This is a genomic window from Vibrio sp. 99-70-13A1 (assembly GCF_013114625.1).
GTDB lineage: Bacteria > Pseudomonadota > Gammaproteobacteria > Enterobacterales > Vibrionaceae > Vibrio.
Map to the genome: position 1 here is coordinate 41699 of NZ_VTXD01000024.1, position 22821 is coordinate 64519.

Sequence of the window (22821 nt, forward strand, 5' to 3'; positions counted from 1 at the left end):
TCCCTCAGCCCTATTCAGGCATGAACGTGAATTCTAATTGCTCTAATTCTAAGCCTAATTTGATGAATTCAATATCCAACAGATAAAAACCTTTATCCAGCTTAACGGAAAGCCCCTCAACTGAAACTGTCTCGCCATGAGTACCATTCACTGATAGAGACATCGCATACACTTTATTGAGACTCAAACTACACGCCGATTGAGCCAAAGTACCGCTATCGTAATGAACAATACCCGTACATCGATACACACCAGCCTGTTTAACTTCCAAAACAATGTTACGGTTTTCTTGAGTATTAAGTGGTAGCACTGTTACATGTTGCTCGGTAGTAAGCTGACAAAAATCACCATCAATCTTGTTCTGATACCTGTCTGAGCTTTTCGTCGAGTCAAAGCTCTTAATCGGATCAAACGCAACTAAGAGTCTATCCATTGCTGGAGATTCCATGATAAAGCGGCAAATATTGATCGCGCTTCTTTGCAGCTCACCTAAGCTCAACGTTCCGTTTTCAAGCGCCTGTAACGTATCGTCATTCGACACGTTATTTTCCGCACCATCATGCTCAACAACCATATACAGATCATTTTGAGAGCGAAGCATAAAGGATGTGTAACTTCGACTTTCAGAACCACCTTTGATTGGGTCATTCATTTTTGCCCACCAATCCGTCATCACTATCCCTTTATAACCCCACTCCCCCCGAAGAATCGTGGTATTGAGGTCGTAATTGGATGCAGCCCAGTGACCATTAATAGGATTGTAGGAGGTCATAACACTCGAAGCTCCTCCTTGTTTTACCGCTATTTCAAAAGGCTTCAGATGAATCTCACGAAGCGCTCTCTGTGATACAACACTATCAACATCAAACCGTGACGTTTCTTGATCATTCGCCACCAAATGCTTGATTGTGCCTGACACTCCTGCAGCTTTAAGACCAAGAGTTTGAGATGCAGCTATTACCCCTGAGAGAAATGGATCTTCTGAGAAATACTCAAAATTTCGACCATTCAGAGGGTGACGGTGGATGTTAATCCCAGGACCAAGCAACGTATCAATATGATTGGCTTGCATCTCTTTTCCCATTAAATGAAACAGTTTCTCATTCAGTTCCGGGTTCCATGTACAACCTAATAATGTACCAATTGGGACTTGTGATGCTTTGTGTCCGCTATCCATTCGTATACCAGACGGACCATCTGCAGCAGCAACGACAGGGATGCCTAAATCAAACAAGCTTGGTGATACACCACCAAAAGCCGCAGCAGTACCAGGTGTCACTTTAGGGCTGCACATACCTTCACCACGAACAATTGTCGCTAACTGCTTTACGGTCATTTGCGAGATAAATTCATCAATGTCCGCTCGCCCCTGCTTAACATCCAGTAAACGAATGCCCCTATCTTCACTAAGAGGAATAGAACTCGGAAGCTCACTCAGAATACGTTTACTCAAATCTATAGTTCGCAGTGGCACAGATTCGTAAACGCAACTGTAAACACCATTTTCCCCGTTGCCTTTGGGGATCAATCTCTTAAATCCGCTGACAGGAGCAAGTGCTTCCGTTAATTGCTCAACAACCAACAGCTCTTCTATTTTAACGCTCTCACTAACAGGCTTTGCTTGGCGAACACTTCCTCCTAAATAAAAGTGATATTCTCCAGCTTCAAGTACGTAACTATTTGGGTTTCCCGTTTTACCGCAGTCATCAAATGATGCGAAGGAAGATAGAGGACATGAAATAGTCAAACACACCGTATCTTGCGGGTCCAAGGTCGGTGTTTTCACAAACCCGATCAGTGCTCGTGAAGGCTTACCAAGGTGACCTTGAGGCGCTTCAACATATAATTGAACAACATCCTTACCACTGTATTGGTCGCCTATGTTTTTAACTTCAATATTAAATACCAACTCTTGTTTAGAGCCGGATCCAAGAATCGTTAATGCATTTAATTTACTTGAAAAGTTGGTGTAGGACAGCCCAAAACCAAATTCAAATTGAACAGCTTTTGGGTTAAAGGTTTCAAAGTATCGGTACCCAACATAAATATCTTCTTGGTACAGGTTGCGCTCTTTATTTCCGAAACTAGCGCTGGAAGGGTAATTAGATAAAGAGTGCGCAATAGTGTCTGTCAAACGTCCACTTGGGCTAACATCACCAGATAAAACATCAGCTAATGCATGCCCACCTTCCATCCCTGCAGCCCAGTTATATAAAATCGCCTTGAGCGAACTTGCATCTTTTAGTGAGCTTACCCATGACATATCAATAATGTTGGTCACGTTCAGTATCACAATGACATCATCAAAATGTTCGGTCACTTTCTTCAACATTTGCATTTCGAGTGCGGTTAAATTGTAACTGCCTTGCTGCTGAGCATTATCTTGATCCTCACCCGCCGTTCGACCGATAAAAATAATGGCTTTGTTAGAATTGGCGGCGGAATCCATCACAACAGAAGCTGAAAGAGGCATTTCATCTTGAAACCAAGGTTCTGCTGCCCAACCACCACCGCCGTCATTGAACGGGTTGTCCTTGATCCAACGTTGGTATACCTCTACCAAATTGAGATTGAGATTTATGTTTGGATTTTCATACAAGCCATGTAATGCATTTACGGAATAAGGCACATTCACCGCTCCACCAGATCCAGTGCCACTTCGGTAGGTATCAATCTGACAGCGACCAAAAAGAGACACCGTATCACTAGCCTGCAATGGCAATATTGAATCACTATTTTTTAGTAGCACAATGCCCTCAGTAGCCGCTTGTCGACTTATGGGTGCAAGCTGCTTCTGTGCTTCGAGAATTTCCACAGTATTCATTTTGAGTCCTACTATTTTTTTACTTAGAGCAAAAATTTGACCTCTCGCTCTAAAAGTTAATATTGTCTTTGTTCAAAAAATAGTAATCTTAACTACGGCGTGTAACTACCAAATAAGCGACAGTAATAGGTAAAATAGCGACATGAAAACCAAGTTTAGACTCCAAAGTCATCAGAGATATCCCCAGATAAAATTTGCCTATGTCGATGGGCATCACGATTTCGACTTTGACGTACATAGCCATGACTTTTCTGAACTTTTCTTAGTTGTGAGTGGTAATGGAAAGCATACGGTAGCTAGCCACACTTACCCTTTAAGTACAGGAGATGTATTTGTTATTAATGGGGATATTGAACATGGATTTTGTGAAGTAAATAAACTGAAGATTGTAAACTTGATGTTTGATACTGCATTGCCTTTTTTTGAGGTCCCTTCAATGCGTCAAATGCCAGGTTATCAAGCGCTTTTCAAGGTAGAACCGATTGCTCGACAAGCATCTGAATATCAAGCAAAGCTTACGTTATCAGCTTCTCAGTTGAAACGAATCAATGAACTTCTACAACAAATCAAATCGGAATACGACAATGCAGAACAGGGGTTTGAAATAATATTGACGAGCACAATGCAGCAACTTGCGATAGAACTTGCTCGACTCTATCAAAAACAAAGTCATAACTTGCCTAAAACCACCTTAGCATTAAGCCGAGCACTTGCTCACATTGACAGCCATTACAAAGAAGTGGGATTGGATACAGAAGCTATTGCGCAAGCGGCTTATATTAGTAAACGACAACTAGAAAGGCTATTTAGGCAATTTTTAAATACATCCCCAAATCAATACCTCAAAGGGCTTCAAATTAGACATTCGACAACACTATTGTTAAACGACAGCAACAGTATCCAGCATATCGCTGAGTCTTGTGGGTTTTCTGACAGTAACTATTTTTCGAAGTGCTTTAAGCTTCAAAATGGATGCAGCCCTCGAGAGTTTAGAAAGCAACATACTTCCTATAACTCATAATCCTTTCCTCCTTAAACCTTAAAAGATTAGATATGCCACACATAAAAAAAACCGCTTCTTTCGAAGCGGTCGATGAGTATCTTTGGCAAGAACACATTTGAAATGAAACTCAAATATGGAAAACTCATAGCAATATAAATGAACCTCTATACGCTGCCAAACAAAAGGTCAACTATTGCAAAAAATTACACCTGCAGCCCTGTCCGCCCTAATGACAATGGCTTAATACTCACGACTCCCCCAGTATATTTGGTGTAATTAAAAGGTCTGTAGAGAGGTGATTTACCACCACATGTCAGCTTGAATACCGACAACAAAGTCACCCTCTTTACCTGTACCGTCTTGCATTTCACCATCAAGGTAAGATGCCATGAAGCGAATTTCTGGGGATGGACCGAAGCCAGAGTGCACAACTAGAGTTGGTGCTACTGTTAACTTGTAATCATTAGAATTCTTTGACTCACCATTACGGTCTTCGTAGTTGTACATGTAACCAGCTTCGGTAGCGATAAAGAAGTTTTCTGAAATTGGGAACGTTGGTCGCACCATTGCTGATACCCAGCCGTCTGTGTCGCCATTGTCAAAATCGTTGTACTGGGTTTGAAGAGAGTGGAAAATATTCACACCATTTTCAAAAAAGTACCCACCCCATGCTAAAGCACGTAGTGATACATCGTTTTCATCAACAGCCTTCAAACAAGACGTACCACAACCCGTACCTGTCGTTAACCAACTTTGATAGTCGCTACCAGGCTTGTACGTGTTGTAAGTCGTAAGAGTACCGCCTAAAAGGTTACCCGAACCTAAGCCTTTACCAGCCTGCGCGATGTATTTTGTAAAACCTTTATCTGACAACCCAAAGACAGACTCAGTGTGAACAATTGCCGTCATTTCATAGCCATTCTCAGCGAATGCTTCTGGGCCATTACCAGAACTTAAATCGACCATATTGTCTGGCATATACTTAGCCATAGCATGAAGTTCAACACTGCCAAAGTTCACGCCAGCATGAAGTGCATGCATGATGTTGTTACTGTCTCCCCAGAAACTTGTATCGCCAGAATCATCGCTTGCAATATAAGCAAAGTCCCACTTATTACCACCTAGCTCAACACCTTCAATACCAACACCTGTACCTGACATGTCTGTGTAGAAAAAGTCCGTCATAAAGATGTAATTATCTTTACCATAAAAGCGCTTACCACCCCATACAACACCGGTTTCAGATACACCTTCAAACTCGACAAAAGTTTCTGCCATACCAATTTCGCTGTTGGTTGCATCGGCATTGGCGCCAAGTTGGTTGGTTGCATATTCCGCATTGTTAGCTGCAGCTCGTGTCTTGATTCGAATTTTCTGCCCACCGTCATTCTCAAAATTTTTCTGCAGTGCTAATTCAAAGTGGCTATCCGACTCAACACCCAATCGACCTAAACGTTCTTTAGATGCAGGGAACTTTGCACGTTTGAAATCATCATTTTCACTAAATAGAACACCAGCACGGAAATAACCGTGAAATTCAAATCCATCCGATTTTTCAGCATGTACAGCAGGTACAGTAGACAAGCCAGCAGTAGCGACTAAACAAGCAAGGGTAAGCTTAGAAAGTTTCATAATAACTCCATGTTCCAAATTATACTTTCAAATAAGAAAGCGCTTTCTTTGTTTTTATAAAAAAAACCAATCGAACAGATTCAAATAAGATCAAACCTAAGCCCACATTCACTATGTACTCTTAACCTTATTGGCTTTAACCGCTCAGTTGGTATGGAAAGAGTATAAATCGATCTCGTGAATATAAACCGTGATCAAACCCACCAAAGAAAGCGCTTTCTTGTGTGTGAGTCACAAAAATAGAGATGTTAAGTATTTTGTTGGAACAATTATGGAGCCAAGTAAAATATCACCGTTCACATATTAAAGATGAATTGATCCGTGCAATCATTCAAGGTCTGTTTCGGTATACATAGTCGATTGTCTTCCTCAATAATCGTCAAAATAAAAAAGGGAACATACAGTGTATGTCCCCTTTATATTCAGAATTTTATTCAAACCCCTTAGTTAAAAGGCTTACTTTTCAAATCGAATATTGTCTAATTTAAAGCTCATTTTCCCTTGAGGTTCAAACACTAAAAGGTTGGTGATCATTGTTGGATCAGCCTGATTCCCACCAGCAAATCGATTGCCTCTATTTAAAATGTCGGCTATTGGAATACGTACCGTCTTCCATTCATTCATTGCTGAAAGCGGCACGGTATAGTCACTTGTTTTCGGCCAGCCACTGTCCATCTTAACCAGTAGCTCAACCCCGTCGACCATGCTTTCAACTTTCAAATCAAAAACCAGTTCACCCGTTTCTTGCCAATGTGTCACATCTGTTACAGGAGAACGAAAATAGATATTTCCTGATCCTTCATTCTTATTCACTTGCAGCACTGTTCCACGATCTAGTTCGGTCACTTCTTGATAGTCAACAATATCCAATGGGTCATAACTTGCATAAGCCAAGCTTGCGTTAAGAGTTTCGGTAAAAATCTCCAACGTTGGTCCATCAGCATAACTATCATCGGTTGCTAAGATCTCTGGAGCTTCGTGCCCTATTACTTGTATTGCATGTTCAGAGCGACTTGCACACCCTTTTCCTTTCCAACGATCAACCTTACAACGGTATACCTTTACTGAATCAACTAACATTGTTTTCGGAAACAAACCTTCGTCGATGCCTTTATCATTTGCGTTTGCTGACCACGCTCCACCGACAGCTAAGTTCAATAACAAATGAAACTTTTCATCAAACGGAGCTGCTCCACTCGCATTAATGAGTTTCCCTTCTTCCGCTTCATATTGGCTGTACCAGCCCTCTTGAGTTTGAGTCGCGTAATGAATATTGTCTACATACCAACGAATTTCGCCTTCTTCCCACTCAATCGCGTATGTATGGAAGCCCTCAGTAGGGTTCACACCATTTGGCAATGTCGCGGCCTGCCCTTTATAAACATTGTCTGGCCAATTTCGTCCGTAATGTAACGTCCCATAGACCCGGCTCTCTAGATCATCATTTTTCGCTCCTGCCACATCTGAAGGTGTGTTTAGGTTAACCGCTTCCATAATATCGATTTCGCCAGAAGCTGCCCATGTGCCATACTTATTTTCGGTTGGCAACATCCAAATTGCGGGCCACGCACCTTGCCCACCAGGTAACTTTGCTGTGATTTCATAACGGCCATATTTGGTGTCACGCTTGTCTTTTGTGCTCAGCCTCGCAGAAGTATAAGGGAGTGTCTTAGTTGCTCCGCCAATCGTACCTTCCGCATTGTCAGGCCCAGTATGACTTTGCTTCAGCGCGACAATGTGTAAAAAGCCATCTTTAACAAATGCGTTATTCTGATCATCCGTGTAGCACTGTTGCTCATTATTCCCTCCTCCCCAACAGTTCACTTCTAATGACCAATTACGTTTATTTATTTGCTCCCCTTCAAACTGGTCTTCCCACACTAATTGCCAGCCTGGACTTGAAGCAACAGACGCATGAGATAACATGATAGGTTTTTCGGTTTGAGCTAAGTCAGCACTTTCGGAAACTAGCGGTTCTATCGACGTACAGCCAGACATCAAAGCGACAGGAATCAAAGACGTTATTATCTTTACCTGATTGGTTAGATGTTGCATTACAACTCCTTGTATCACGACTTTCTATGTAGGCGACGCGTAATATCGGAACCCATAAAAGAAAGTCGATTAATGAATAACTCCGCGAACATAGCCCATATGCTATGCACGCCTTTATCAAAATGAGTATATAAAAGTGCTTAGTTCAAAAAAGAGACAACGCTCACCTAAAGAAAGCGCTTTCTTGTTTAGTTTCACATTTTATCAAAGTTCATTGTAGATTGTGTAGGTTCCCAAGTTTTTATGACCGGAAGCCTGCGAATAATGACCTAACTGCCTTTATTCGCAGGTTTCTGTTATTTCAGGCTCATAACTAAGCTCAGAAAACAGATTTACTTCCGTCACAACAGAACAGAAAGCGCTTTCTTGATATTTGTTCGAGTATATGAAATATTCGTTACCTTACTTTGTATGCTTAATGTTCAAATTTAGCGTTAAGCAGTTCAGAGTTTTAAATATTAATCATTGGATTACTAGGCTCTTATTGATCACGCAGGTAATATAGCTTAGTTCATTCCTTGTAGAGATAAGGTCACTACCATTGATCACCATTAAAGAAGTATCTGAACTTGCTCAAGTTTCTCAATCAACCGTCTCACGAGCATTAAATGGTCACCCTACGGTAAAGGAAACCAATCGCGAAAAAGTATTCAAAGCTATTGAGCAACTGGGTTACAAGCCTAACGCGTTTGCACAAGCTCTAGCCTCCAGCCGTTCAAATAGTATTGGCATGCTAGTTGGTTCACTTGATGGACCTTTCTATGGACCATTAATGCATACAGCTGAAGATACCGTTCGCCAGAACAATATTCACTTGATCGTTACAAGTGGCCAGGAATCACGTACTAAAGAGCTCGACTCTATCCAGTTTTTACAATCTAAACTTGTGGATGGTCTCATTGTGCACTCAGACAAGCTCAGTGATGACGAACTGATCAAAATTGCAAAAGACAGTGAAACAATGATTATTCTCAACCGTTTTATTCCTGAGATTTCTGAACGCTGTATCTACATTGATAATGAGCTTGGTGGCTACCTTGCAACTAAGCACTTACTTGAAAATGGGCATAAAAAAGTCGCTTGTATTACAGGTCAGTTAAGCAAAGTTGATAGCCGAGATCGCTTTCAAGGATATCGAAATGCATTATCAGAATTTGGAATTGAATACAACGCTGGGCTATTTGTTGAAGGGCGCTTTGATCATCAAGGAAACCATGACGCAGCTCGACGTTTACTCGACCGAGATCCTGAGATCACCGCTATTTTCTGTCAAAACGACAACATCGCACTTGCTGTATATGATGTAGCAGCGGAACGAAACTTAGTGATTGGCCAAGACCTCTCGGTTGTAGGTTTCGACAACGATACTCATAGCCAACATATTCGCCCTCGATTATCGACAGTCGATTTTCCAGTCCACGAGATGGGAGAAGAAGCTGCAAAAGGTGTTTTATCGTTAATTAATAAACGCGACTACCCATTAAAGCACAAACTTACACCGACATTGATTGTAAGAGAATCCGTGGCTAAGCTTTAAATTTCGAAAATCAAACACTCCATTTTTACAATAAAAAGAAAAGGCTCTAAGTATTCACTTAGAGCCTTTTTATTTCATTTCAAATTAGAATTAAAGTAATTGGTGCTTTGACAACACGACGACCACTTTCTCAATGAGCCCAGTACGAGTAAAGAGTTGTAAAGCCACTTCTTGATTTAGCTTTAACGATGCAAACGCCTCACTTGTTCCGTCTTTAAAGTGAATTTCAATGCCCTGTGTTAGTTCATCATTGAGTTGATAAATAAACGGTACCTGACAGTAAGTAAAAGCCAGTTGTCCAGCTTGAACAATAAAGCTTTGCATTTGTCCTTCAATATTTTGGCAGTCAAATGTCGCCGCTTTTTGTAAGAACTCTTTAGGACTAAGAAGTGATGGATTAATTATAATTTTCCCATCGACAACCTCTAGACCTAGCTCTCCAAAGCGGGTAATCACTTCTTCCTTAACTTGTCCGGTCATACCTGGCTGCTGTGCTCCAGAGTGCTTTGGCGTATGAGAATATGGATCCGTCGGAAACGCACCGTAGTTTTCAGGCGTTTTGTTGAAGCCAATACCTGCTCGAACTTTGTAATAGTAATCCGCTAGTTTAAGAGTTTCCTTACTATTGGAGTCCATACTCCAAGCGTGCTGATAGTTTTCTTGCACAGCTAGCAGCAACTTAGAAACCATATGCCAATAGATACAGCCTAAACCTTCATAACCAAACATAGTCCCCGAACGACCAGTAAAGGCTTTATGATTAAATACACGCTCATACAAATTAGATACATGACAAAATTCATCATCACTAATTGACGAATAGTCGGCTTTGATTTCATCAACAGCAGCCTGAAGGAAACCTCGATTCTCGAAACTCGAATTGAAGTGATATTCACCTTTACTGTCTTTGTTGACTAACCTGTAGTCTTTAGCTGAGTCCATCATGCTTAACAATTTGCTCTGCTCGATGTCTCTAACACTCAAACGGTTTTTTCCCATAAAAGATACGAGTTCCCGATCAGGGTAAAGCATAAAACTATTTTGATCAGAGCGATACATGTCACTGGCAAACAATTTATCCAGCAACTTGACCGCTTGTTTAGGTGATAATAGACCCGAACTTAGTGCCGCAACCTGCCCTTCAAGCATAGGGTACAGCTCTTCAACCATTAAGCTCTCACCAGAACAACTCAAGATGTTATACGCATTGTACAAGCCGTCTTCACGCAAGTTATTTGCGATCGTCGAATCCAGAACTTTTAAGCTAGAGCTCATCAATTGAACAATTGTCTCTTTCTCAACTTTCGTTTTCCCTGAGAACCCATTTACTCTATAAACTCGTTCACGGTAATTTGCCGCCGATTTAGCCAACTTAGTCAGCATTGCTTTTCGAGTTTGACGTGTTACCGTTCCTTGACGAATCTCTGTATTTGCCTCAGAAAAGATCCGTGTAACAGAAGACATCCATTCAAAGACTTCTTTCGAAATATTGTATGACGATGGTGATTTCTCTAACAGGCGTTGCATAAATGCAACATAACGACGCATATAATACAAGGTAACCATAGACAGTCCGTTGCCAACGATAGCGTTATTTGCATCATTCCACTCAGGGCGTTGTGTATTAAGCCAAATACCACCATCAAGAACTAAGTTACTCAGCTTAGCCAATAAAGGGACGAGTATCTTTTCCATTAGATTAACCATATAAACTTCTTGGTCACCCGTCATCAGCAAGCGACCGTCACTCCCTAAGCTTTTAACGCGTTGCTCAGTCAAATCCTGCAATTCTTGGTTAAACTCTACGGTATCTTTCGGGTTATCAAAGAGTCCTTTAACTCCACAAAGTTCATAAGGTACGTTTGCGTAACTAAAGATGTCACTTTCTAGTAATTCAATAAGATCGTTTTGCTCAAACTTTTCAGCTAATTCAAGAAACTTCAATAGATAAATAATTTGATGATCGCCCCAGTAGCCAATATTGCTCCAGGGGTCATCAGCCTCTAGTAGTTCCCAATCTACACCATCTTTCGTGATTCGATACGGATTATAGCCATCCACAGTTGAGGCATTAACGAACTTAGAGATGAATGATTTGATATAGCCCGGATAGCTCAACGCCATAGCTTCCCAGTTTTGGAAAATATCACGCCAGTTACCTTGGTAAGAGAGCAAGCGCTCACCCTTGTCATCTTTAAGTTTGATCTCGTAGTGGTTCCAAGGTCGACTAGGGTCACCATGACGACGACCAAAAGTAAGCGGCAGATATTCGTAACTCAATCGAACTAACTGTAAATCCCCTGTCTCTTTAGCGCGAGAGACTAATTCTGCATGAGTAAAGGTATCTGCTAACTGTCTGAAAAATTCCTGATGACGACCAGCAACCTGAGAATTTGCATTTTCCATGGTTTTAACTACATCAGTTTTTTCTAGTATGTAGCCATTTTCAAAAACTCCACCACGCATGTTATTGAACAGGACATTGGCATAATGGTGCACACTGGTATTCTCTTCAGCCGTTACTTGCCAAGCATCGGCACCAGACATTAGGGTGATCAACTCATTTTGATTTTCTGCAATGCTCTTCTCTAAATTAAGAGCTAGAGCTGCAGGAGAGGAAAGTTCGAGTTGAAGCTGACAGATATCTGAATGAGTCTTGTCTATATCCGCAACAATCGACCAAACTTTGGTTTGGTGAGCTCGAAGTGTAAGCAATTTGTGAACCAAATAGCTTCCTCTAACCCCTTTAGTCAAAGGCTCACTTTCAATAGGTCGTCCTTTTCGAAATGCATTAACTTGAGCACTCGTCAGTAAAATCTGGCTAGTTTCTGTTTCTAAGCTGAACACTGTCGTCGCAAGCAATGATTCAGCAGGGTCAGCTCTATCACTCAACTTGGCATACATGCTGAAAAGTGCTAATGAACTATCATCAACTTGTTCATTCCACTTGTACGCATCAACTAATGCACTTCTTGTTTGAAGTGCTGATAGCGGAGCGCCTGAAGGAAGTAAATTTTGTAAGCCATCTAGTGCTTCAACTTTACGCTCGAAGTTCGCGAGATTGGTCAGCTTTGAACGACGAATAAATCCGTATTTTTCACTCGTATTCCAGCTGTATTGGAACTGCAGTTGCAAAGTATGGTTTATTTCTTCAAATACGATTTTGTCTCCAATCGTATTTTTGTAAAGATTACGTTCAACATCAAAAATACCATCATGGAATATATTAAAAGGTTCCCAAAGTACAACCTTGTCACAATGTTCAACACGGAAGATGGATTTTGAACCTGTGTTTTCCGCATTTTCATGAATATGGTCAACAGACTTGTAAGGAAAAAGAGCATTTTCCGGACGAATGCGCCCTGCAGAAAGGCTGCCTGTCGATGAAATAAATAACCAGTGATCGCTCGACGATACAACGCTAATGAAGAATGGTGTCATTTGGTCAACATTAGATATTTGGTAGTAACGCTCACCATCTAAATCAACGAACTTGCCATCGACCTCTGGTGTTAATTTATAGTCTTGTTTCATATTAAAATTCCAAAAATTCTTACACATAATTTTTGAAAGCGCTTTCTTTTACGCTTCAAAAAAGGATTAAAGGTTTACAAGTGATGACAACGAGCAAAATGCTCTTCTGCAATTTGAGTCGGTTCTGGGATTGACTGTGTGCAAAGCGTATCGGCTTTCATACAACGGCTGGCGAAAGGGCAACCTACGCTACTTGGCTTCCAAGAAGGGATATCGCCCTTTTTCACGTTCATGTCACGCTTTCCCGATTTACCGACTTCTGGCACAGCTGAAAGTAACAGCTGAGAATACGGGTGCTGCGGATTCTGAGTGACATTATCGCTATTGCCCCATTCAACCATGTGTCCGACGTACATAACTGCCGTTTTCTCGGCAAAATAACGCGCTGTAGCGATGTCATGAGTGATGTACATAAACGAAATGCCGTGCTTATCTTTCAAGTCAGCCATTAAGTTTAGAATTCCTAATCGCACAGACACATCAAGCATAGAGATCGGTTCATCAGCCAAGATAACTTCAGGACTCACAGCAATTGCACGTGCAATTGCGACACGTTGTCGTTGCCCACCACTCAGTTCGTGCGGGTATTTCTCCGCAGTCTCTTTAACTGGTGTAAGCCCAACCATCTCAAGCAATTCATAAACAAGGTTTGGAATCGCTTCTTTTTCTGCTCGTTTATGGATCAGTAATGGCCGTGCAATATGGTGGTAAATCGTGTGTACAGGGTTCAGCGAGCCAAACGGGTCTTGAAAAATCATTTGCACTTGGCGTGCATATTCAAGCTCGCCATATTTTGCAATGTAGTCAGACAGTGGCTCACCTTTAAATTCGATATCACCCGCAGTCTTATCGTAAATTCGAGTAAGAATTCGAGCTCCGGTGCTTTTCCCAGATCCAGATTCACCAACAATCGCTAATGCTTCTCCTTTGCGGAGATCAAATGAAACATCATTTACCGCTCGCATCATGTTGCTTTTCACTGACTGACCTAGTGGGAAATCTTTTACCAAGTTCTTAACTGATAAGATAACTTTGCTTTTATCAACGTTCTTTAAAGTATTCATAATCTTTCGCTCAAACTAGGTGACAAGATACATTATGCCCAGTCGTAACTGTGCCCAAACGAGGTTCATTTTTAATACACATTGAAATGCATTCACCACATCTTTCCTGGAAGTTACATCCCTGAGGTGTATCCAGAAGGTTGACAGGATTTCCAGGAATTCCGTACAAGCGCTCTTTTGGCCCGTGGATAGTCGGGAATGAAGAGATTAGCCCTTTTGTATAAGGATGCTTAGGTTCACTAAATACCTTTTTAGCATCGCCTAATTCAATCAGGTTACCCGCATACATCACGCCAATTCGGTCTGCAATTTCGCCCATCAGACTTAAGTCGTGGCTAATAAACAGAATAGAGAAACCAAACTTACTCTTAAGCTCATATAGCTCATTCAAGATTTCACGTTCAACAACCACATCAAGTGCCGTGGTTGGCTCGTCCATGATGATCAGTTGAGGTTCCAGCGCCAAAGCAATCGCGATAACAACACGCTGACGCATTCCTCCACTCAGTTGATGGGGAAAGCTCGACATTCTATCGCCATGAATTCCAACCGTTCCTAAGAGCTCAACCGCACGCTCGTGAGCCTTCTTATAAGGTATTTTCTTATGCGCTAGAATAACGTCCGTTAGCTGCTCACCGATGGTAATAACAGGGTTAAGTGAGTTCATCGCACTTTGAAAAACAATAGATACGTCATTCCAGCGGAAATCACGTAGCTGCTTGTTGCTCATTTTTAATACGTCCTGCCCTTTGTAAAGTATCTCGCCTTCGGAGATGAGAGCCGGCGCTTTATGTAAGCGTGATATAGCAAAAGCTAATGTACTTTTACCGCAACCAGACTCACCGGCAATACCGAGCGTTTCACCGGGAGCAATGGAAATACTAACGTCGTTAACGGCTCTCGCTACGCCATTAGGAGAAACGTAATCGACACACAGGTTGTTAATTTCTAGTAGATTGCTCATTATAGACCTCGGCGCTTATCTGCTTCTTTTTTAAGTTTGTGCCACAGTTTAATGTGTGGACCAGTACGTAACTTAGGGTTGCTCACTTGGTCAATAGACATGTTAATCAATGCAAGTCCACCACCAGTAATCGCTAACGCTAATGCAGGAACCAACATTTCCCACCACGCACCGGTATATAACGACGAAGAGGTCTGTGCCCAATACAACATAGAACCCCAGCTCACTTCGGTAGCATCACCTAAACCTAAAATACCTAGACCAGCTTCAGAGCCCATTGCGTAGATCACAGTGCCTAGGAAGCCACCAAAAACAATAGAAACTAAGTTCGGAAGTATTTCGACCAAAATAATGCGGACTTTTGACTCCCCCATAACCTCTGCTGAAATAATGAATTCTTTACTTCGAATCGCCATAGTCTGCGCACGAATCACCCTCGCCCCCCAAGGCCAGGAGGTTACCCCTAACAACACAGTAATGACTAATGAGCCCACTTGACCTAAGAATGCGGCGAGAACAATCAGCAAAGGTAACTGAGGAAATACGAGAAATACGTTAGTAATGAAATTCAAGCGTTCATCTATCTTTCCACCAAAGTAACCAGAAGAGACTCCAACAAGAACCGCGATGGTCATTGCAATGACACCAGCAGAAATCGCAACAGCAAGTGACTTTCTTGCTCCAAAAAGGACTTGACTATACACATCTCTCCCGCTACGAGTGCTACCCATAATATGTTCAGCATTTGGTGCTACATGCGGACGCGCAACCCGTTTTTCTGGGTTATGAGTCGACAACACAGGCGCAAATAACGCTCCAACTAAAACAATTGTGAGTAAAAATGTACCAATGATTGCGGGCGGATTACCGTAGAAAAATGCATAAGATTTACCCAGAGTTTTCTTCATGTTTTTCCACGACCATTTCGGCTCACGAGCCGGAATATTCGGTCGATTCGAAACATTTTGAGTGTCAATTAAGTTATCCATGATGCGCCTCAATTCGAAATTCTTGGATCAAGCCAGACATACAGTAAGTCGGCAATAAAATTAGCAGTAAGAACTGCTGTCACTAAAATAAGAAGGATGGCTTGAATCAAAGGATAATCACGAGCCACAATTCCTTTAAGAAGGATGTTCCCCAAGCCTTGATAGTTAAAGACCACTTCAGTCATGATTGAGCCAGCGAATGAGAATCCTATCGCCATTGCAATAGCTGTCGCGACAGGAAGAATGGCATTTCTACCAGCGTATCGAGACATCACGCGATAACTGCTCAAACCTTTTGCCTCAGCCATCGTCACATAATCCTCACCCAATACATTTATCATCGCATTACGCATGTTGAATACCCATGTTGCGATTCCAACCAAGACCATAGATCCCATTGGAAGCACAGCGTGTCTAGCCACACTAGAAGTAAACTCCCATGTAAAACCTGGCTCTAGTGATGGATCATAGGTGTATGCCAAAGGCAATAGTTCAAGTTTCAGACCGAAGAAATAGAACAACAGTAACGCGGTAACGATGTACGGAAAGTTACTAATAAATGCCAAAACTGGCGGAACAATTTGTCCAAATAGCCCTTCACGTCGATACGACGCATACGTACCAATACTGACACCAATGATGAGAGCAACAATCAGTGAACCAAGAGCTAGGAACATGGTCCACGGCAGTGCCATAGCAAGAACATCTGAAACACTTACAGGAAACATAAGTACAGAAGGTCCTAAATCAAGAGTGAAAACGCTTTTCATATAAGCGAAGTACTGTTCAAAAACATTTCCATCAACAAAACCGTACATTTCACGAACAGCATCCATTTGAGCCGGATCCATACGACCTTGAGCTGCAGCGAAAAGAGCATCAACAGGGTCACCTGGCATCAGCCGAGGCAACATGAAATTAAACGAGATAGCGATTAAGAAAGCAGTAAAATAGAAGCCAAATCGGCGAATTAAAAACGACATAAAAATCTTTTAACCTAGGGGCTACAGCATAGGCTGTAGCCCTCTCAAAAATAACTTACTTAAGGTGTAGATTGTTGAGAATGATCACTCTCTTACCACCGTCGTACCATACTGGCTGTACGTATGGGTCTTTTTCACTAGGCCAACCAACAATGTTTTTAGTGCTGTATTGGAACCATGTCGGGTTAGAAAACAGAGGAATAAATGGAAGGTTTTCAGCTGTAAACTCTTGAAGCTCACTCAACACTTTTTCTTGCTGTTCAGCGTCACCAATTTTGCCGAAGCTATCGATTAACGCATCGATTTCAGGAGAGTGAATGCCATGACCAGCATGCCAAGTTTTCCCGATTCGAGAGGTAGAGAAATACTCTTGATAAGCCAATATTGGGTTTGTCGCTACCATTGACCAGTTAATTGACATTGTATACTTGCTTTCTTTTAAGTTGCTGTCGTATACCGCCCAGTCCACTGTCTTAACGTTCGCTTTTACACCAACTTCTTCAAAGTATTCAGATACCATCTGAACCACTTGAATCCAGTCAGTCCAACCATTCACAACTTCAATATCAAATTCAACAGTTTCTCCATTTTCTTTGTCTCGGAATCCATCACCGTTTTTATCGACTAAGCCCGCTTCATCAAGCAAAACGTTCGCTTTTTCAACATCATACTGAGCTAAATAGCCATACTTATCTGACACATTTTTATCAATATGATTTTCGTAAAGCTCACCAATACCGCCGACATTGAAGTTTGCCGTCGGGTAACCGTAAGCTGCTATGTCAACGATAGTTTCACGATCAAGTGCCATAGAGAGAGCTTGGCGTACCTTCAGGTCGTCAAAAGGCTTTTCTTTTGTGTTCACATAAAGGTGGATAGCATCATTCGCTGGGTACCAGAAATGATTGTTTTCTTTGTCTAAATCGACAAACGTTGACTCAACGTCAGCAATGAAGTTTGATCCCCAATCAATCTCACCTTTCATTAATGCAGGTTGAATTTGAGAATTATCATTGTAAGAACGGAAATTGATACAATCTAAATACGGACGGTTTTCTAAATAATAATTCGGGTTCCGGCACAGCTCCATCTGCTGTGGTTTAATGTATTTAACCGTTGTCATCGGTCCGCTACCCACCGGGTTCAAGTTGGTAAACGTTGTCAGATCTTCAACTTTCGACCAAATATGCTTTGGCACAATATGGTAACGTTCTAAATTCCAAGCAAATGTAGAATCCGCATTTGTCAGTTCAAACACGACAGTCTGTTCATCAAGTGATTTGATTTTTTTCAGGTTACCGGACGACCAAATACCTTTTTGGTCAAATGCTGGCGCTTCTTTGGTCAACATGAAGCTAAAAACAACATCGTCTGCGGCTAACTTTGAACCATCAGACCACTTCAAATTCTCTCGTAATTTAAGCGTTAAAGTTTTCAGATCAGTTGAATACTCAACGGACTCAGCCAAACGATAGTCAACTTCACCTGTCATGTTATTAAATACGACCAGTGGTTCAAACATTACTCCGTGCAGTAAATCCTTGGTTGTGTAAGGGTTAAAATTTTCAACAAAGCCAGTATTGATAATTGGTACCGTTAGAGTACCACCCTGCTTTACTTCATCTGCTTGTACAGACGCTCCGAATAAAGCTCCAATGGCGAACGAAGCAATCAATGTCTTTTTGTGCATCACGTTGTCCTTTTAATGATAATAACCGAAAAGAAAGCGCTTTCTTTTAACTTTAAAAAAATGGCGGTATTTTGGTATTTATTATCGGTCACCACCCAAAGAAACCGCTTTCTTTGGGTGGATAATATGCTGTTCCGATGATTCTTCAACTCACAATTGAGTGAAACGAACCATAGATCACAAATTTAAAACAGATAGAGAGTGGATATATATAACAGTGTCATTCATCACATTAATTATTGATCAATACATAAAGTACCATTAAAACAATATGTTATGCTTTATTTTAAGTATTAACATCACCACCGTTTTTCTTCTATAAACACTGTACTTCCCCGTACTCTTTGAAGAACACTTTAATCGATGGAGTCTCTTACCCGACTCTGAGCGGAGATACGCTCCTCCAAACCACAAAGAAAGCGCTTTCTTTGTGGTTTTACTTATGTCAAGATATTGTGAATCAAATAAGATTTAGCCCTAGGATAAATATGTTCAACTTTTGGAATGGCAATAAATCAAATAAAAGACAGCACTATGAGCTTGAACTGCTGCATAACTTATTGAATTGGAATTCAAATGAGCCTGTTACCATTCATTGCGACAATACAGATTTTCCAAGAGCGCAGGACGAAGGGAATATATTCAACAATGAGTATGACGTACTCGTTACAGTCGCAGGCAACAAGAAATTTGCCAACCAACCCGTAATCAAGCTCAACTCTCCTATTTGCAAAGGCTTACTTGGACACCGTATTTTGATCATTAGGGAACAAGATCAGCTCTTATTTAATAATATTTCTAGCAGTAAACTGAAATCACTTACTGCTGGAATTCCCGCAACATGGGCTGATGCAGAGCTATTTAGATCAAATGGATACCGAGTACTAGAACAAGGAACCCTTTCAGACACACTTAAGCTACTTTCAGATAAAAAGTGTGATTACGTATCACTCGGAGCTAATGAAGTAGAAAGTATATTTCAAGAACATACAAAATATCTGCAAGGGCTTGTGATAGAAAAAAGTATTTCCCTTTATTACCCCCTTCCTCTGGTCTTATATGTACACCCAGAGAAGATGCAGCTAGCGCAATTATTAGATGAAAAACTGCATGACTACATACTCAGTGGTAGATTTGAGGCATTATTTAATCAACACTTTGGAGATGTAGTTAGCTCGATTAAATTGAGGAACCGTAAGACTATTAACCTTTCTAACACAAATTTACCAACCGAATTAAGAGCATTTCAATCTCAATTTACATCATAACTGCAAGTTAAATAATCCTGACCTGTTTAGTTAAAACAATTCGGCAAAATACTTTAACCGCACTTCACAGTGGTACCGTCAAGTTAACAAGTTATTAGCTCTATAATTAGATGAATAGTAGATTAACTAGCGGTAATGTCATGCCAAATATTAAATGCTACTTCTCAGGCATGGCATTGAAGATTGAAGGCTCAGAATACTTCCCAAGACTAGAGCAACCATCGCAATTCAAAAAGCATTGATGAAAGCGGTTAAGTCTGATGATTAGGGTGGTTGTAACCGTTAGGTTTTCGTAAATAAGGAATAAAGCTATAACCTGGAATTGGAGAACAACGTGATAGCTACCTTGTTAAATTAACATTTCAGCGATTATCTCAAGTAGAGAAAGGGGAATTGGAAAAATTTGTACTTTTCCCGTTGAGTCGCGCTTTACAAAAATCAGCTAAACGAAAAGGCGTTAGTAAGTTCAGTACCGCTAGCGCCTTAAATAAATCGAACAACACACAGTATACGATAGGCTAATTTAAGCTTATTGTTCAAAGAATGGGCGTTTCGAAGAAAAATTTCTAAACGATCTGTTCAGAAAATATTAAGCCCAAAAACACCTTTAACATCAAAAAGTACTTTTTCTGTTTTCTCTCTAGAGGATTGGCTTCCTTTCACTAAAATATCAATGAGTTGAGTTTTATCGTTCAAAAAGTCAGCTCTTCTTTTTCTTATTGGTCGAAGCATGTCCTGCAAGCACTCTTCTAGAATTTTCTTCGTGGTACCATCCCCGAGCCCACCACGCTGATAATTCTCTTTTAGCTGACTTATGTAATCTAAATCTGGATGAAAAGCATCAAGGTACGTAAAAACAACATTACCTTCAATCGCACCAGAGTCTTCAACTCTTATGTGGTTTGGGTCTGTATACATCGATTTAACGGCAGCTGAAATCTCTTTTTCAGTCGCTCCTAGATTGATGGTGTTACCCAACGACTTCGACATCTTACTTTTCCCATCCGTACTAGGCAAACGAGGTGAATTGCTTAGAAAGGGCGTACATTCAGTCAAAACAGCTTCTCCTGCTAGAGAGTTAATCTTTCTCACTATTTCATTAGTTTGCTCAAGCATCGGTAATTGATCATCCCCAACAGGAACTAATGTTGCGTTAAATGCAGAAATATCAGCGGCTTGAGATATTGGATATGTTAGAAAACCAGCAGGAAGCGAACGTTCAAATCCTTTACTCTTAATCTCACTTTTTACCGTTGGGTTTCGTTCTAGCCGACTGATTGTTACAACATTGCTGTAATACATTGTCAGCTCAGCAAGAGCCGGGATTTGCGATTGAAGACAAATCGTCGATTTAGAAGGGTCGATACCGACAGCCAGATAGTCTGCTACGACATTAAGAATATTGGATGATACTTTCTTCGGGTTGTGAGCATTATCAGTAAGGCCTTGCATATCAGCAACAAGAATTGTTTGGTCATAAATTGTCTGTAAATCTACGCGCTGCTTTAATGAGCCGACATAGTGACCTAGATGCAAAGGGCCTGTAGCTCTATCACCGGTTAAAATGGTTTCTGGTTTGGTCGTGTTTTGTTTTGTGTTCATATATGTATCTCCTAGTAAAAATAGAACGCTACTGGAGATATAAAAGAGGTTACAGTCTTAGGCTACCTTCCAGCAGCTTTAGAATGTAAGAATTCCGCACCGCTCTAATTAGAGCGCCACCAGAAAAAGAATGAGGTAGTCATGGGAATGTATTTCATTTCGACAATCTAGCAAAAACTAGGATGAAGCACAATCCTCTCAAATTCATTGCTCCCCCGTTATTTTGAACAAATGAAACCCCTCAAAATTGATGTTATTCATTATCCGAGAGTATATCTTTGTATTTTTGAAAATTACCTTTCTAAACCTATTGTAGATATGAATCTTTTCCTTTGCCTCCAACCTCAATATCGGCAGTTTTTGCCTAACAACCATCAAAATGCTGAGCTTGATCACTCAATGTGAAAGTTGAGATGAAATCTTTATGAAATAGTTCAGATTCAATCACTCACCAGTAGATAACAGTAACCTTAGCGTCAGGTCTTGCTTTAAATATCATTAGTTCAAGTATTTTAAAAATTGCGTACTCAACTTTAGTTAAAGTGCGGTACTCACAAACTTTGGAGCAAATGTGAGTCAGTGATTTCACTATGATTCATGGTTGTAAACTAATACTGAGAGCTCCGGTATCCCTGCTTTTTAATTGAGCTGCTTTTTACTTTCTGACCAGAAGTAATAGCATTTATTTAAACATGGTGAAATTGGAAAGCAGCCCACCAAGGACATACGATTGCCCTGTTATCTTCCGCTCATAGCGTATTGACACAGGTAGAGCGTAATTGAGCACTAATTTTAGCGGCTCTTGTCGTTTCTAGCATTCGAAAAAGTAAAAGCTCCGCAAACGCAGAGCTTTATAATCGTTAGATTTATTTGTAGTACTGATAACGTCGTTTGGAATTATGCTTCCAACTTTTTGCTAGACCATACACATACGCAGGATAGTCACCCCATGGGTTAGCCAAAGATCTTCCTCGCGCAGCTCGTAGTTTTACCGGGTAGCCTTTACACTCAATCTTATGAAGAAAAAAGTAGCTTTTTTCCTGTCTTGTTGAAAAGTGCTTGTGAGTTCCACTCCGGACGCTTGGATAAACATCCCTGATATATATCCGCTGGTATTTGATACGGTTTCGGTACTGCTGTTTTAGCTTTCTCATTTACCCTCCAGGTTTACATTACCTAGAAGTGGTCCTCTGCGAAGTAGTTCATTCGTCCACCTTTGTATGCTGTCTAGCTTAGTCTAGCAAATCAGCTGCTATATGATCTGCAATTAAGTATAAACATATTAGAGATTGAGACTGAGACTGAAATCATTATCAATGCTTATTAACAATAAGATGCTTCCTAAAACACTTAGAGGCATAAGCTTGTTAGTGGTTTTACTAAATTAGCATTTAAAGGATTATCTTGGGTATTACAAAATCTCTAGTCAAGTGGCTAAATTACTCGTCAACTACAGTTGGAATAGGGAGAAAACTTGTTTGTTGGATTAGCCAACCTCCTTTTGGAGCATATCAAGGAAAAAGAGTCCAGACTCATTGAGTTCGGCTTTGTGGGTTATCAAAGGAACTATTCGAGAAGACAATAAATATTATGAATAATCCTATTAATTGTTGATTTTACGCACGTTGTTAGACGATAAACCAATTCTTCACAGCTGAAATGCAACTGAATTCTAT

General features: G+C 40.8%; 13 protein-coding genes. 3 read left to right on the forward strand and 10 right to left on the reverse strand.

Annotated elements, in window-relative coordinates; translation table 11 throughout:
- Nucleotides 1-10 precede the first annotated feature (10 nt).
- Nucleotides 11-2824 (reverse strand): glycoside hydrolase family 3 protein, encoded by a 2814-nt coding sequence (locus tag F0226_RS15285; protein WP_171736441.1) that lies wholly within the window; start codon nucleotides 2822-2824, stop codon nucleotides 11-13.
- A 142-nt stretch (nucleotides 2825-2966) separates the two neighbouring features.
- Here F0226_RS15285 and F0226_RS15290 point away from each other — a divergent pair, with 142 nt between their 5' ends.
- Nucleotides 2967-3845, forward strand: coding sequence for a helix-turn-helix domain-containing protein (locus F0226_RS15290; protein ID WP_171736442.1), 879 nt, complete (start codon nucleotides 2967-2969; stop codon nucleotides 3843-3845).
- A gap of 282 nt (nucleotides 3846-4127) precedes the next feature.
- Here F0226_RS15290 and F0226_RS15295 read toward each other — a convergent pair whose 3' ends face one another.
- Both F0226_RS15295 and F0226_RS15300 read right to left on the reverse strand, forming a co-directional pair.
- Nucleotides 4128-5459 (reverse strand): carbohydrate porin, encoded by a 1332-nt coding sequence (locus F0226_RS15295; protein WP_171736443.1) that lies wholly within the window; start codon nucleotides 5457-5459, stop codon nucleotides 4128-4130.
- A gap of 456 nt (nucleotides 5460-5915) precedes the next feature.
- Nucleotides 5916-7457 (reverse strand): glycoside hydrolase family 16 protein, encoded by a 1542-nt coding sequence (locus F0226_RS15300; protein ID WP_253820841.1) that lies wholly within the window; start codon nucleotides 7455-7457, stop codon nucleotides 5916-5918.
- 598 nt (nucleotides 7458-8055) lie between these two features.
- On the opposite strand from F0226_RS15300, the gene F0226_RS15305 reads away from it, so the two are divergent.
- The gene (locus F0226_RS15305; RefSeq protein WP_171736445.1) at nucleotides 8056-9051 is read left to right on the forward strand and encodes a LacI family DNA-binding transcriptional regulator; all 996 of its coding nucleotides are present in this window, start codon (nucleotides 8056-8058) and stop codon (nucleotides 9049-9051) included.
- A 90-nt stretch (nucleotides 9052-9141) separates the two neighbouring features.
- On the opposite strand, the gene F0226_RS15310 is transcribed toward F0226_RS15305, so the two are convergent.
- From F0226_RS15310 to F0226_RS15335, 6 genes are all read right to left on the reverse strand, one after another.
- Entirely contained in the window at nucleotides 9142-12585 is a 3444-nt protein-coding gene (locus tag F0226_RS15310; protein WP_171736446.1) for a hypothetical protein, read from the reverse strand.
- 74 nt (nucleotides 12586-12659) lie between these two features.
- On the reverse strand, nucleotides 12660-13649 hold the full coding sequence (locus tag F0226_RS15315) for an ABC transporter ATP-binding protein (protein ID WP_171736447.1): 990 nt from the start codon (nucleotides 13647-13649) through the stop codon (nucleotides 12660-12662).
- Between the two features lie 10 nt (nucleotides 13650-13659).
- Nucleotides 13660-14613, reverse strand: coding sequence for an ABC transporter ATP-binding protein (locus tag F0226_RS15320; RefSeq protein ID WP_171736448.1), 954 nt, complete (start codon nucleotides 14611-14613; stop codon nucleotides 13660-13662).
- The gene (locus F0226_RS15325) at nucleotides 14613-15602 is read right to left on the reverse strand and encodes an ABC transporter permease (protein ID WP_171736449.1); all 990 of its coding nucleotides are present in this window, start codon (nucleotides 15600-15602) and stop codon (nucleotides 14613-14615) included. The genes F0226_RS15320 and F0226_RS15325 overlap by 1 nt, the downstream gene beginning before the upstream one ends.
- An 8-nt stretch (nucleotides 15603-15610) precedes the next feature.
- The gene (locus F0226_RS15330) at nucleotides 15611-16585 is read right to left on the reverse strand and encodes an ABC transporter permease (RefSeq protein ID WP_171736450.1); all 975 of its coding nucleotides are present in this window, start codon (nucleotides 16583-16585) and stop codon (nucleotides 15611-15613) included.
- A 55-nt stretch (nucleotides 16586-16640) separates the two neighbouring features.
- Nucleotides 16641-18275 carry an ABC transporter substrate-binding protein gene (locus tag F0226_RS15335; protein ID WP_171736451.1) on the reverse strand — a complete coding sequence of 545 codons (1635 nt, stop codon included), beginning with the start codon at nucleotides 18273-18275 and terminating at the stop codon, nucleotides 16641-16643.
- A 488-nt stretch (nucleotides 18276-18763) separates the two neighbouring features.
- On the opposite strand from F0226_RS15335, the gene F0226_RS15340 reads away from it, so the two are divergent.
- Nucleotides 18764-19543: an ABC transporter substrate-binding protein gene (locus F0226_RS15340; protein ID WP_171736452.1), complete on the forward strand. Its 780-nt coding sequence runs from the start codon at nucleotides 18764-18766 to the stop codon at nucleotides 19541-19543.
- Between the two features lie 579 nt (nucleotides 19544-20122).
- Here F0226_RS15340 and trpS read toward each other — a convergent pair.
- Nucleotides 20123-21145 (reverse strand): tryptophan--tRNA ligase, encoded by a 1023-nt coding sequence (trpS, locus tag F0226_RS15345; RefSeq protein WP_171736453.1) that lies wholly within the window; start codon nucleotides 21143-21145, stop codon nucleotides 20123-20125.
- Nucleotides 21146-22821: the final 1676 nt, after the last annotated feature.

Bases quoted from the DNA above. Each gene is read 5' to 3' on its own strand.
- F0226_RS15290 (WP_171736442.1), top strand. From the start codon at position 2,967: ATGAAAACCAAGTTTAGACTCCAAAGTCATCAGAGATATCCCCAGATA.
- F0226_RS15315 (WP_171736447.1), bottom strand. From the start codon at position 13,649: ATGAATACTTTAAAGAACGTTGATAAAAGCAAAGTTATCTTATCAGTT.
- F0226_RS15300 (WP_253820841.1), bottom strand. From the start codon at position 7,457: ATGTCTGGCTGTACGTCGATAGAACCGCTAGTTTCCGAAAGTGCTGAC.
- F0226_RS15320 (WP_171736448.1), bottom strand. From the start codon at position 14,613: ATGAGCAATCTACTAGAAATTAACAACCTGTGTGTCGATTACGTTTCT.
- F0226_RS15310 (WP_171736446.1), bottom strand. From the start codon at position 12,585: ATGAAACAAGACTATAAATTAACACCAGAGGTCGATGGCAAGTTCGTT.
- trpS (WP_171736453.1), bottom strand. From the start codon at position 21,145: ATGAACACAAAACAAAACACGACCAAACCAGAAACCATTTTAACCGGT.
- F0226_RS15330 (WP_171736450.1), bottom strand. From the start codon at position 16,585: ATGTCGTTTTTAATTCGCCGATTTGGCTTCTATTTTACTGCTTTCTTA.
- F0226_RS15325 (WP_171736449.1), bottom strand. From the start codon at position 15,602: ATGGATAACTTAATTGACACTCAAAATGTTTCGAATCGACCGAATATT.
- F0226_RS15295 (WP_171736443.1), bottom strand. From the start codon at position 5,459: ATGAAACTTTCTAAGCTTACCCTTGCTTGTTTAGTCGCTACTGCTGGC.
- F0226_RS15340 (WP_171736452.1), top strand. From the start codon at position 18,764: ATGTTCAACTTTTGGAATGGCAATAAATCAAATAAAAGACAGCACTAT.
- F0226_RS15335 (WP_171736451.1), bottom strand. From the start codon at position 18,275: ATGCACAAAAAGACATTGATTGCTTCGTTCGCCATTGGAGCTTTATTC.
- F0226_RS15285 (WP_171736441.1), bottom strand. From the start codon at position 2,824: ATGAATACTGTGGAAATTCTCGAAGCACAGAAGCAGCTTGCACCCATA.